Origin of the sequence: Mucilaginibacter jinjuensis (assembly GCF_028596025.1) — a bacterium.
Taxonomy (GTDB): domain Bacteria; phylum Bacteroidota; class Bacteroidia; order Sphingobacteriales; family Sphingobacteriaceae; genus Mucilaginibacter; species Mucilaginibacter jinjuensis.
In genome coordinates, this window is record NZ_CP117167.1 from 5940801 (window position 1) to 5953961 (window position 13161).

Consider the following 13161-nt stretch of genomic DNA (forward strand, 5'->3'; position numbering starts at 1 on the left):
TAGTAGGCTCTTTTTCTTTTCCTTATCTTTGTATAGAGGTCCCCTTTGGAGAAAATAAAAGTTTTAGAAAGATATATGCCACCTGCCGCAGCCCCGCTGATAGGCCGTTGGATTGATTACTTTAAGTGCGAGTTTAAAATTTCGCGCAACCGCAACACCAAGTTTGGCGATTACCGCCCGCCACACGCAGGCAAAGGTCACCGTATATCGGTTAATTTCGACCTTAATCCCTACGCTTTCCTGGTAACTACCGTACACGAGTTTGCACACCTGCACACCTGGAACGAGCACAAGCATAAGGCCAAACCACACGGCACAGAATGGAAGCAGAATTTCAAGAAAATGATGCAGCCCTTCTTCGACCAAAATGTTTTTCCGCCGGATGTTAAACAGGCCATTACCAATTACCTGAATAACCCCGCCGCATCCAGCTGCTCCGACTTAAATCTATACCGTTCCCTGCGCCAATACGACGCCCCTAAAGAATCGATGTTGACGGTAGAGAAACTACCTGCCAACGCCGTATTCAAAATCAAAGACGGCCGTGTTTTCCGCAAAGGCGAACAATTGCGTAAGCGGTTTAAATGTGTAGAAGTAAGTACAAAGAGGGTTTATTTGTTTAGTCCGGTGGCGGAGGTAGAGGTGTTAGAGAGGTAGGTATTAGGATAGGGAAACTGAATGCTCATATTACCGTCATTGCGAGGTACGAAGCAATCTCATACCCACAATGTACAAAACATTCATAATTCATTACACTAACAACTCATCATATAAATCCTTCCATTCGGGATTAATTGAATTAATAAGTTGCTCTTTATTTTTCCTATTACCGCCCTTTATTAATTTTTCTGTAGCAATCGCTTCTTCAATATGCGGGTAGAAACAATAATATACCAATCTATCACAATTGTATTTTGAAGTAAAGCTGTTAGAGTGAATATGATTTTTATGTTCCCAGATTCTTTAAATTATATCTGATGTTACACCTGTATATAAAACACTCTGGCGTTTGTTTGTCATGATGTAAATGCAGCCGCCTCTTTGCATTTGCGTGTTTGTGCTTTATTTAAGTTAGTTTTTCATAGGACTGAGATTGCTTCGTACCTCGCAATGACGTGCAATTTAAAAGCCAGTTACAAATTTAATACCTCAATAACCTCTCCATCACTTCCTCTAACCTCGAATTAGCCAGAAACTGTTTTTCTAAACCGGCATCCATTGGTATGGCAGTATCTAAACCTGCACAACGCATAATAGGGGCATCTAAGTAGTTAAAGCAATGCTCTGTTAGCGTGGCCGAAATTTCTGCGCCGAAACCACAGGTAAGGGTATCTTCATGGAGAATCAGTGCACGCCCCGTTTTTTTAACACTGGCCATTGCCGTTTCTTTATCCCAGGGTTGAAGGCTGCGCAGATCGATGAGATCGATGGAAATATCCGGATACTTATTGGCATACTCTAAAGCCCAATGTACACCGAGGCCGTAGGTTATAATAGTTACATCTGTACCTTCCCGCACTGTTTTGGCTTTGCCTATTTCTACGTAGTAATCGCCTTCAGGTACCTCGTCCGTTAAAGTACGATACAGGTATTTATGTTCGAAATAGATTACCGGATTCGGGTCATCAATGGCCGACATCAACAAGCCCTTAGCATCTGCCGGAGTTGATGGATAAACTACTTTTAATCCGGGAGTCTTGGTAAACCATGCTTCATTACTTTGCGAATGGAATGGCCCCGCCCCAGTCCCCGCACCGGCTGGCATACGAATTACTACGTCGGCGTTTTGCCCCCAGCGGTAGTGTGATTTCGCCAGGTTATTTACAATCTGGTTAAAGCCAACACTTACAAAATCGGCAAACTGCATTTCTATAACCGATTTATATCCGTTGATAGATAAGCCCAATCCAGCTCCTATTATAGCCGATTCGCACAAAGGAGTATTACGTACACGGGCTTTACCAAACTCGTTCATAAAACCGTCTGTAATTTTAAACACACCGCCATAGTCTGCAATATCCTGCCCCATTAATACCAGGTTGGGATATTTCCGCATTGATAGGCGCATGGCATCGCTAACGGCATCCATGTAACGTTTAGGAATACTTGCGTTATCGCTATTTTCCACAACTGGCTTATGCGGCATGTACATATCATCCAGTTCCGTTTGTATATCAGGAATAATCGCCGGTTCGTTTAAAGCCTTTTCTATTTCGGCTTCTATCTTCGGCACAAATTCGTTGAAGGTATAGCTCACCCAACTGGGCTGTAATATTTTTTCATCAAGCAAAAATTGTTCGAAACAAGTTACCGGGTCTTTGGCCTTCCAGATCTCGAACAAATGCGGCGGTACATATTTTACGCCAGAAGCTTCTTCATGACCGCGTCGACGGAAAGTCATACACTCAATCAATACCGGACGAGGATTTTCTCTGATCTCCGTTGCAATTTCATTAATAGTATGGTAAACCTCAAGCAGGTTATTCCCATCAATCTGCCTACCTTCTATTCCATAACCTTTAGCCTTATCAATCAGGTTCTCGCATTTATATTGCTCGGCAGTTGTGGTTGATAGTGCATAACCATTATTTTCTATCAGAAATATCACCGGCAGGTTCCATACAGCAGCCACGTTAATAGCCTCGTGAAAGTCGCCTTCACTGGTAGCACCCTCGCCGGTAAAAACCAATGTGGCTTTCTTCCGACCAGCTAAAACATCGGCAAGGGCAATACCGGTGGCTACCGCCATTTGCGGGCCGAGGTGCGAGATCATCCCTACAATTTTATAATGCTGTGTACCGAAATGGAACGAGCGGTCTCGCCCTTTGGTAAAACCTGCAGCTTTACCCTGCCATTGCGCCATCAAATTAAATAAAGGTATATTGCGCGTGGTAAATACCCCCAGGTTACGGTGCATGGGTAATATGAATTCATCCGGCTGCATGGCAAGCGTACTGCCAACAGCAATGGCTTCCTGACCAATGCCCGAAAACCACTTACCAATGCGACCCTGGCGTAAAAGCACCAGCATTTTTTCTTCTATAAGCCTTGGCCACACAATTGCCTTGTAAAAGTTCAGCAAAGTGTCATGACTAAGATCTTTACGGTCGAAATTCATAGAGCTAAACTAATGGAAATTTTAAAACTTTGTATGTTTGAGCAATTATTACTACTGAAATGAAAAAACCTTTACTTATACTGCTGTTTTTAACCTGTACTATCGGCTCTGCCTTTAGCCAAACCGGCTATTTTTTATTGCCCGAAAACTTCTACCCGCAAAAAGGCGAAGACTTAAACCTTCACTTATTAAGCGGAAATGCTTTTAGTAGTGGATCTGAGCAACAATTTGATGCACAAAATACAATGAAAGCGATGTTGTTTGATGGCGGGAAGCCAACAGATCTTAGTGCTTTATTCAAACAAAAGAATGTGCCCGTTTTAACCAGTAAGCTATCAAACACAGGTATGGTTCTTTTAACCGTGGTTGAACAGCAAATTGCAGACATCAGCCGAAAAAAATATGTTAATTATTTAACTGATAACGGCCTCGATAAAATTGCCGACGGCTTGAAACAGTTTCAGCAAAGTTTCAGGCAAAAAACTATCTGTACTGCCAAAACATTGGTAGCCGTTGAAAAAAACGGTGGTAGTGTACAAGAGAAACCTTTGAAAGAAGACTATGAGCTGATTTTAAAGCAAAACCCCTACAAAGGCAGTTATGGCGATGATATTACCGCGGTATTGCTTTTTAAAGGCCAGCCCATTAAAGGCGAAAAGGTAACATTAATAGTGCGCACACCTAAGGGGACTGAGTTTCCTCAGCTTTTAGCTACCGACGAAACGGGTTCTGTATTTATCAAATTAAGCCGTGAGGGCACGTATATGTTACAGTCTATCCATATCGAAGCTGCTAAAGATCAGCAAGCAGCTGATTTTGATGCATGGCAAACCTCATTCACCTTTGCATTTAGCAGTACCAATACCCAACCTAACACTTACAAAGAGTTTGGCATGGGTAACGTACACTAATAATCGGCCCCGGCTATATTATTAAGATCGAATTTGGGGAGTAATTGGTACCTCAGTTGTACCAACCCGCTCGAATAAGGTATTGTTTCAACCAGTTGCAGGTCGGTACGTTCGGTAATTGATTGAAACAATGCTTTGCCCCCACCCAATAGTATCGGGTGGATAGAAAGCAAAAACTCATCAACCAAGCCATTTGCCATAAAACTGCTTAATAAAGATGCCCCTCCAAAAAACCAAATGCTTTTACCCTCCTGGTTTTTAATCGCGTTTACATCTTCAACCAGGTTTGCGCCCGAAATTATCTCTACATTATCGTGTTGTACTTCGGCAAGCGTATCCGAAAACACATACATTTTAGCAGAACTGAAATGACTTATCTCGCCTGTATTGGTCAACAGTTCGTAGCTTTTTCGGCCCACAAATAAGGTGTCAATACTATCCCAAAACTCTGTTAGGCCGTAATCCTGATCCATCAGGCACCAATCGTATTCACCATTAGGTCCTTCAATAAAACCATCGAGGCTTACAGCCAGGTTTAATATTACTTTACGCATTATGAGTTTTCGTTATGGCCTTTTTTCCAAAGCTCGGTAAAAGATTGTTCGGCCACTTTGGGTAATTCGCGGTGCGGGCCGAAGCTCTTTTTAAAGAAAGTTTTGAGCATAAAGTTTTTGGTTCTTCCTTTAAAAAAATCCATCCACTTACGGTTAAGCATCATTTTGGTAAATCCGCTCCAGCCCCATTGCTCCTTTTTATCTACCAATTGCTCTTTAACCGCATCACGGCGGTTAAGCAGCAGCATTTTGTGTATATCTATCTTAACCGGGCAAACCTCGGTACAACGGCCGCAAAGGGTTGATGCGTAGCTGAGGTGCTTAAAGTCTTGCATGCCCTGCTCGTGCGGGGTAATTACAGAGCCTATTGGCCCGCTATAGGTAGTATTATAGCTATGGCCTCCAATATTTTTATAAACCGGGCAGGCATTTAAACAAGCCCCGCAGCGGATACAATATAAACCCTGGCGCTGCTCTTTTTGTGCCAGCAGATCGGTGCGGCCATTATCCAGCAAAATCACATACATTTCTTCCGGCCCATCGCTTTCACCTGGTTGGCGGGGGCCGCTTAAAATGCTGTTGTAAACTGTTAAATTCTGACCGGTGCCGTGTGTTGAAAGCATCGGCCAAAACAGGTTCAGATCCGTTAATGCAGGAATGATCTTCTCGATACCTGCAATGGCAATATGTATTTTAGGGAAAGTTGTGCTTAAGCGTGCGTTGCCTTCGTTCTCGCTAATGGCAATGCTGCCGGTATCTGCAATTAAAAAGTTAGCGCCGGTAATACCCACATCTGCCTGCACGTATTTTTCTCTCAATAATTCGCGGGCTTTCAGGGTTAGTTGTTCGGGTGTGGCATCTATCGGTGTACCGAAACGTTCGTTAAATAACTCTGCAATGTTTTCTTTAGAAAGATGCATGGCAGGCGTTACGATATGATACGGCTTCTGGCCGAGCAGTTGTACTATATATTCGCCCAGGTCTGTTTCTAACGATTCGATATGATGGCTTTCCAAAAACTCATTCAGTTCGAGTTCTTCTGTAGTCATTGACTTGGATTTCACTACCGTTTTGGCATTAGCCCGCTGGATGATATTCAGAATTTCGCGGTTAGCTTCTTCGGCATCATTAGCCCAAATTACCTTGCCTCCCCTGCGTTGAAAATTAGCTTCAAACTCGGGTAAAAACTTATCGAGGTTCTCCATTACACGCCATTTAATCACATGCGATTTACGTTTAGCGTAATCAAGGTTGATTAATCTGGCTAGTCCTTTTGTTACCGCCGCATCATACTTACCAATATTATAATTGATAATACGCCTGTGATCAAGATCAAAGGCCTTATTCTCAGCGGCTGTCAGGAAATCTTCGGCAATGGTAGGCATATCGGTAAAATTAAAATATTTGCAGCCAATAAAAGAAAAAAGCGGCTCTTGGCCGCTTTTTTCTTTTATTGGAGTCCGAAAGTCCGTGAGTCGGCAAGTCCGAAAGAAAAAGCGATAGCTTAGATTCTTCTCTTTCGGACTTCCTGACTTACGGTATCTTCGACTTACTTCGCCTCTACATCAACAACCGGGCGTTTATCGCGGTTAGCTAAATCCCAGCCTGTGTAAAACACCAGTTGGGCACGCTTAACCAACATCGGGAAGTTGATTTTACTTACCTCATCGCCAGGTTTGTGGTAGTCCTGATGTTCGCCATCAAAATAAAAAATGATGGGCACACCATGTTTAGCGAAATTGTAATGATCAGATCGGTAGTAAAAACGGTTAGGATCATTAGGGTCGTCATATTTATAATCCAGTACCAGGTTTGTGTAGTTGGTATTAGCGTCCTCGTTTACTTTGTGTAAAGTAGTGCTCAGCATGGCCGAACCAATTACATAAACATAGTTAGACGAATCTGCTTTACCCTGGTGCTCATAACCTGTACGGCCAATCATATCGATGTTTAAATCGGCAATGGTACGCTCCAATGGAATAACCGGATGATCTGTATAATACTCAGAACCCAACAAGCCTTTTTCTTCGCCCACGTTACCTAAAAATAAGATACTGCGGCGCGGGCCATGTCCTTGCTTTTTAGCCTGCGTAAAGGCAGTAGCAATTTCGAGGATACCGGTTGTACCAGAGCCATCATCATCGGCACCGTTATTGACTTTATCGGGGCCATTAGGGTTAAGGCCGATGTGATCGTAGTGTGCAGAAAATACTAAAACCTCGTCTTTAAGTTTCGGATCAGAGCCTGGTAAGAAACCTACTACGTCAACCGCTTTGGCATCTTTGGTAATATATTCATAACTAACAGCGAGCTCAGTTTTAAGCGTTTGTACTTGCGGGGCCGCAATCAATTGTGCGTAAGTTTTACCGCTGTTTTTCAACAATTGGTCTGCTGTAGCCACATTAATATTAAAATATGGTATTGTGGTAGCTGTGGTAGCATTTTCTTTCTTCAGCCCGATACGTTCTGCTCCGTTAATACCGCGGATGCGTGAGTTGGTACTTGCTACAAAAATTAAAGCCGGCTTTTTAGCCTGGATATTTTTTAACACTTGCTGAAAGCGCGCCATTACCTGTCTTACACCTTCATTAGCGCCTGGTTTAGCTTCGTTAGAAACCAATACTACTTTTCCGGCAATGTCAACAGCACTAAGATCGGCATCGGTAGCATTACTTATAAATACAATTTCGCTGGCTTTTACATTGCCGTTTGCAGAAATACCGGCAGCGGTGTAATCCTTACCATAAACAGGCTGAGAACCATTAATATCGAGCGCACTTACTTTTGCTGATATAGCCGTAAGCGGAACATCTAGAAAATATAAGCCATTATTAGCGCCCTGCAATCCAAGCTTTTTAAACTCTCCCGAAAGGTAATTCGCTGCTTTGTCTGCTCCGGGCTGACCGGTTTCGCGGCCTTCAAAATCATCAGAAGCAATAATAGAAAGATGTTTATGTGCATCTTCTACGGTGATATACTTAGCAAATTTTTCGGCAACAGGGTCTTTCTGCGCGAAGGTGCAATTTGCAGTAAGCAAGGCAAAAGCGCCTAAGTAAATTTTTCTCATACAAGGGTTATTTATCTAAATAACAAATATGTATTTTTTATACCGGCTTGCGTAATATGTTGCAATACCGTTACAAAAGGAGAATAATACTTAGCAGCTTATTTTATTAACCCTATCAGCATGGCGGCCACCTTCAAACCCGGTGGTGAGGAAAATTTCTACAATTTGTTTGGCTTCTTCTACCGAAATAAACCGTGCCGGGATACATAATACGTTGGCATTGTTGTGCTGACGAACCAATGCAGCAACTTCGGCATTCCAGCACAAACCTGCACGGATGCCCTGATGTTTATTGGCTGTAATGGCTACACCATTGGCACTTCCACATATCAGGATACCGAAATCATATTCGCCGTTTTCAACAGCACTGGCAACGGGATGCGCAAAATCAGGATAATCAACAGAAGTGGCACTGTATGTACCAAAATCTTTAAGCTCAGCTGCCTTAATAAAGGCAGCTAAAGCTTGTTTATATTCAAAACCGGCGTGGTCTGAGCCAATCGCGATTTTTAAATCAGTATTCATCTTATAAGTCTAACTCTTTCGCTCTTGCTAATTTCCTTTTCTCTACAATAGCCGCTACAACTATACCCACTTCATATAATACAAACAACGGGATACTTACCACGGTCATGGTTAACATATCGGGCGTTGGTGTTACAACGGCGGCAATAATCAAAATAATTACGATGGCATAACGACGTGTTGAGCGCATAATTTTAGCCGTAAGCACACCCAGGTTAGCCAGAATATAAATTAAGATTGGCAACTCGAATACCGCACCTGTAGCCAGTGTTAGCGTGGCCACCGATGAGATGTAAGAATCAATATCAAACAAGTTTTTGATCTTATCGCTAACTGTATAACTTGAAAGGAAGTTAATAGACATTGGCGAAATTACATAGTAGCCAAAAAGCACACCTAAAGCAAACAGGAAGCTGGCGTAAAATACAAATCCGCTGGCTGCTTTACGCTCCTTTTCGTGCAATGCCGGTCTGATAAAGCGCCATAATTCCCACAGTAAATAGGGGAAACCCAAAGTTAGGCCTATAAGCAGGGATGAGTTGATCTGTAAAGTAAACTGACCGGCCATTTCCGTATTGATCAGGTCTACATGGATTTTGTCGAAGCACCAGCCCGAGCTATGTAACATGTCACCAATCTTACACATCATGCGGTAGGTCCAGAAGGTAGGCTTGCTGGGGCCCATAATAACCACATCAAAAATCTTATCGTAGTAGATGAATACACCTATGGTAATAATTACAATTGCAATGGATGACCTTACCAGGTGCCAGCGTAACTCTTCTATGTGGTCAAAAAATGACATCTCGGCCTCCATAGACTTACTTTTTTGCTTGATGGCCTTTACTATTCTATTGTCGCTCATGTGTGGGTAAACAAAAATACCATTCTATTTAAATTTAGAATGGTATTTGTAATATAAATCTATATACGAAAAAACGTTACTCAGCGTACTCAAATGTTTCCATAAATTTTGTGGTGAAATTACCTGCCCTGAAATTAGGGTCTTGCAGTAATTGCAGGTGAAAAGGTATAGTTGTTTTTACCCCTTCAATCACAAATTCAGAAAGCGCGCGTTCCATTGTGTTTAATGCTTCTTCGCGTGTTTGTGCAACACAGATCAGCTTGGCAATCATCGAATCATAGTTCGGCGGGATTACGTAGCCTGTGTAAACATGCGTATCAACCCTTACACCATGGCCACCCGGTGAGTGGAAGTTGGTAATTTTACCCGGTGAAGGGCGGAAATTATTAGCAGGGTCTTCGGCATTTATACGGCACTCGATAGCGTGCATGGTTGGCTCGTAGTTTTTACCTGAGATAGGGATACCTGCGGCAACCTTAATTTGTTCTTTAATTAAGTCGAAGTTGATCACCTCTTCGGTAACCGGGTGCTCTACCTGGATACGGGTGTTCATCTCCATAAAGTAGAAGTTACGGTGTTTATCAACCAAAAATTCAATAGTACCGGCTCCTTCGTATTTAACAGCTTTAGCGCCTTTAACAGCAGCTTCACCCATTTTTTTACGCAGTTTTTCGGTCATGAATGGTGAAGGTGCTTCCTCAACCAGTTTCTGGTGACGGCGTTGGATTGAGCAATCGCGCTCAGACAGGTGGCAAACTTTGCCAAACTGATCGCCTACTACCTGTATTTCGATGTGGCGCGGATCTTCTACAAATTTCTCCAGGTATAAACCATCGTTACCGAAAGCTGCGCCAGACTCAGCACGGGCAGAATCCCATGCGTTTTCAAACTCTTCGTCTTTCCAAACAATGCGCATACCACGGCCACCACCACCGGCAGTAGCTTTCAATATAATAGGATAACCTATTTTATTGGCAATGGTAATACCTTCTTTAACGCTGGTTAATAAACCTTCTGAACCTGGTATGGTTGGTACACCAGCCTTTTTCATGGTTGCTTTGGCAGAAGCCTTATCGCCCATGGCATTAATCTGATCGGCAGTTGCACCGATAAATTTGATACCGTACTCGGCGCAGATAGCTGAGAATTTAGCATTCTCTGACAAGAAACCATAACCTGGATGGATAGCATCGGCATTGGTTAACTCTGCAGCAGAAATAATATTGGGGATATTTAAGTAAGAATCGCGGCTGGCCGGCGGGCCGATACATACGGCTTCATCTGCAAAACGCACATGAAGGCTGTCACGGTCGGCGGTTGAATATACAGCTACGGTTTTGATGCCCATTTCCTTGCAGGTGCGTATAACGCGCAGGGCAATTTCACCTCGGTTAGCTATTAATATTTTTTTAAACATGCTTTTAATTTGTTGATTTGTCAATTAGCTAATTTGTTAATTGTAATCATCGCTCAATAGTGATCATCAACAAGAGGGGCAAATTAACTAATTGCTTGACAAATAATCATTTTTATTAATCTGTCAATTATTAGGTATCTGTTTAACAAGGCTCATTGACAAATTCCCAAATTACCTCATTAACAAATTAATTACATTGGTTCTACTAAATACAAAGGCTGGTCGTACTCAACTGGTGATGCATTATCAACCAATACTTTTACGATACGGCCCGAAACTTCTGATTCTATTTCATTAAATAGTTTCATGGCTTCGATGATACACAATACAGTACCGGTTTTAATTTCATCGCCCACGTTTACAAACGATGGTTTTTCTGGCGTTGATGAGCGGTAGAAAGTACCGATCATTGGCGATTTAATGGTGATGTATTTTGAAGTATCAGCTGCAGCAGGCGCTTCGGCCGGGGCAGCAGTATGCTCAACAACAGTTGCTACCGGTGCGGCAGCAGGTGCAGCCGTAGGTAATGCCGGGATAGTGGCATTAACATAGGTTGGGGCCTGTTGTGTTTTTATCGTGATCTTAAATTCTTCTTGCTCAATCGAGACTTCGCTTACACCTGCTTTGGCAACAAAGCGAATCAAATCCTGAATTTGTTTAATATCCATGTTTAAGGAAAATTGGTTTTGGATAAAGATTAAATATCTAAGTTATAACAATTTAAACGAAAAAAGTTGGCCGAAGGTTAATAAGCCCATTTGATATACATAGAACCCCATGTAAACCCGCCGCCAAAAGCAGCTAAAACCAGGTTATCGCCTTTTTTAAACTTGTTTTCCCATTCCCACAAACAAAGCGGTATAGTACCGTTGGTGGTATTGCCATAACGCTCTATGTTAATAATAACCTTGTCTGAGTTTACACCCATACGGTTAGCAGTAGCATCTATAATACGTTTATTTGCCTGATGCGGCACTAACCAGGCTACATCGTCTGATTCAAGTTTGTTGCGTTCCATTACCTCGGCAGCAACATCGGCCATGTTGGTAACGGCAAACTTAAATACGGTTTTACCTTCCTGGTAGGCATAATGTTCATGCGCATCAACAGTGGCATGTGTAGCCGGTTTTAATGAACCACCTGCTTTCATGTTCAGGAATTCGCGGCCCGAGCCATCGCTTTTCAGAACCGAATCTATAATACCATAACCTTCTGTATTAGGCTCAAGCAGGGCACAGCCGCAACCATCGCCAAAAATAATACAGGTAGCACGGTCCTGGTAGTTTACGATCGACGACATTTTATCGCCACCTACTACCAACACCTTAGTATAACGACCGCTTTCTATAAATGCCGCGCCGGTAGCCAAACCAAACACAAAGCCCGAACAAGCTGCCTGTAAATCATATCCCCATGCATTTTTGGCGCCTACTTTATCTGCTAAAATATTTGCCGTAGCCGGGAAAGGCATATCGGGTGTGGTGGTACAAAAAATAATGAGTTCAATTTCTTCGGCGCCGATGCCCCGTTTTTCGAGCAGGCCCTTTACGGCCGGTACGGCCAAATCAGAAGTGGCAAGGCCTTCGCCTTTTAAAATACGGCGTTCTTTGATACCTGTACGGCTGGTAATCCACTCGTCGTTAGTATCAACCATTGCTTCCAGCTCTTGGTTAGTAAGTACGTATTCGGGCACGTAACCATTCACAGCTGTAATAGCAGCGTATATTTTTTGCATTTTATATTAAAATATCTTGTTACTGAAAAGCCTGTTTTATTTTTTCAATCAAACCGCTCTCCACCATATCTCTTGATAAAAGTACCATGTTTTTAATAGCCTTAGGGTTTGAGATACCGTGCCCAACTACAACCGGCGCATTAACACCCAAAATTGGGCTACCACCATATTGCTCATAGTTAAAGCGATCGAAAAACTCATCCCTCAGCCCTTTTTTCATGGTAATCACGTAAAAGGACTCAGCCATTTTCAATATCACATTGCCCGTAAAGCCATCAGTAACGATTACATCTGCCTGATCGCCAAAAATATCACGGCCTTCCACATTACCCACAAAATTAAACAGCTTGGTTTCCTTCATTAAAGGATAAGTGGCCAGGGCAAGCATGTTGCCCTTCTCTTCCTCTTCGCCAATATTTACAAGGGCAACGCGGGGAGACTCAACGTTATAAATAAGTTCTGCATAAATGCTGCCCAATACACCAAACTGCACCAGAGTTTCTGGCTTACAATCGGCATTGGCACCTACATCCAACAAAATACCCAAACCGCCTTTCAGTTTGGGTACAATGGATGCCATGGCAGGGCGAATAACGCCCGGAATACTTTTTACGCTAAATACAGAACCCACAAGCATGGCGCCTGTGTTTCCAGCGGATGAAAACGTGTCGATCAAACCTTCTTTAAGCATCTTAAAGCCTACGCTAATGCTCGAATCTGGTTTTTGTACAATGGCTTTTGTTGGGTGTTCGCCCATACCAATCACTTCTGTGGTATGCACAAACTCAAAATTATCAGCGCTAAAACCCTGCTCTTCGAGCAGTGCTAAAGCGGTAGGCTTGTCCCCAATGAGCACAAGCTGATGATCTGCTGATAATACTTTACAAGCTTCAATTGCCCCTAAAACAGTTGCTTTGGGAGCGTAATCACCGCCCATAATATCCAAGCCAATCTTCATTCCGGAAAATT

Annotated in this window: 12 protein-coding genes; 2 read left to right on the forward strand and 10 right to left on the reverse strand. The window is 42.8% G+C overall.

Going from position 1 to position 13161, the window contains the following annotated elements; translation table 11 throughout:
* Positions 1-45 precede the first annotated feature (45 nt).
* Entirely contained in the window at positions 46-657 is a 612-nt protein-coding gene (locus PQO05_RS25705) for a SprT-like domain-containing protein (RefSeq protein ID WP_273630370.1), read from the forward strand.
* 484 nt (positions 658-1141) lie between these two features.
* Here the strand turns inward: PQO05_RS25705 and PQO05_RS25710 are convergent, their stop codons facing one another.
* Positions 1142-3118 carry an alpha-ketoacid dehydrogenase subunit alpha/beta gene (locus PQO05_RS25710; RefSeq protein ID WP_273630371.1) on the reverse strand — a complete coding sequence of 659 codons (1977 nt, stop codon included), beginning with the start codon at positions 3116-3118 and terminating at the stop codon, positions 1142-1144.
* A 59-nt stretch (positions 3119-3177) separates the two neighbouring features.
* Between PQO05_RS25710 and PQO05_RS25715 the strand changes: the two genes are divergently transcribed.
* Positions 3178-4029 (forward strand): DUF4198 domain-containing protein, encoded by an 852-nt coding sequence (locus PQO05_RS25715; RefSeq protein WP_273630372.1) that lies wholly within the window; start codon positions 3178-3180, stop codon positions 4027-4029.
* Here PQO05_RS25715 and PQO05_RS25720 read toward each other — a convergent pair.
* From PQO05_RS25720 to plsX, 9 genes are all read right to left on the reverse strand, one after another.
* The gene (locus tag PQO05_RS25720) at positions 4026-4583 is read right to left on the reverse strand and encodes a dihydrofolate reductase family protein (RefSeq protein ID WP_273630373.1); all 558 of its coding nucleotides are present in this window, start codon (positions 4581-4583) and stop codon (positions 4026-4028) included. The genes PQO05_RS25715 and PQO05_RS25720 overlap by 4 nt on opposite strands.
* Complete coding sequence (locus PQO05_RS25725) at positions 4583-5968, reverse strand: LutB/LldF family L-lactate oxidation iron-sulfur protein (protein ID WP_273630374.1); 1386 nt, start codon at positions 5966-5968, stop codon at positions 4583-4585. The genes PQO05_RS25720 and PQO05_RS25725 overlap by 1 nt, the downstream gene beginning before the upstream one ends.
* A gap of 164 nt (positions 5969-6132) precedes the next feature.
* Positions 6133-7650: a M28 family peptidase gene (locus tag PQO05_RS25730; protein WP_273630375.1), complete on the reverse strand. Its 1518-nt coding sequence runs from the start codon at positions 7648-7650 to the stop codon at positions 6133-6135.
* A 90-nt stretch (positions 7651-7740) separates the two neighbouring features.
* Positions 7741-8175 (reverse strand): ribose 5-phosphate isomerase B, encoded by a 435-nt coding sequence (rpiB, locus tag PQO05_RS25735; protein WP_273630376.1) that lies wholly within the window; start codon positions 8173-8175, stop codon positions 7741-7743.
* A 1-nt stretch (position 8176) separates the two neighbouring features.
* Complete coding sequence (gene tatC, locus PQO05_RS25740) at positions 8177-9040, reverse strand: twin-arginine translocase subunit TatC (protein ID WP_273630377.1); 864 nt, start codon at positions 9038-9040, stop codon at positions 8177-8179.
* Between the two features lie 76 nt (positions 9041-9116).
* Positions 9117-10457, reverse strand: coding sequence for an acetyl-CoA carboxylase biotin carboxylase subunit (accC, locus tag PQO05_RS25745; protein ID WP_273630378.1), 1341 nt, complete (start codon positions 10455-10457; stop codon positions 9117-9119).
* Positions 10458-10648: 191 nt separating this feature from the next.
* Positions 10649-11125, reverse strand: a complete 477-nt coding sequence (gene accB / locus PQO05_RS25750) for an acetyl-CoA carboxylase biotin carboxyl carrier protein (protein ID WP_273630379.1) — start codon at positions 11123-11125, stop codon at positions 10649-10651.
* A gap of 77 nt (positions 11126-11202) precedes the next feature.
* The gene (locus PQO05_RS25755; RefSeq protein ID WP_273630380.1) at positions 11203-12192 is read right to left on the reverse strand and encodes a beta-ketoacyl-ACP synthase III; all 990 of its coding nucleotides are present in this window, start codon (positions 12190-12192) and stop codon (positions 11203-11205) included.
* 19 nt (positions 12193-12211) lie between these two features.
* A complete protein-coding gene (gene plsX, locus PQO05_RS25760; protein WP_273630381.1) occupies positions 12212-13150 on the reverse strand; it encodes a phosphate acyltransferase PlsX in 939 nt (312 codons plus the stop codon).
* Between the last annotated feature and the right edge of the window lie 11 nt (positions 13151-13161).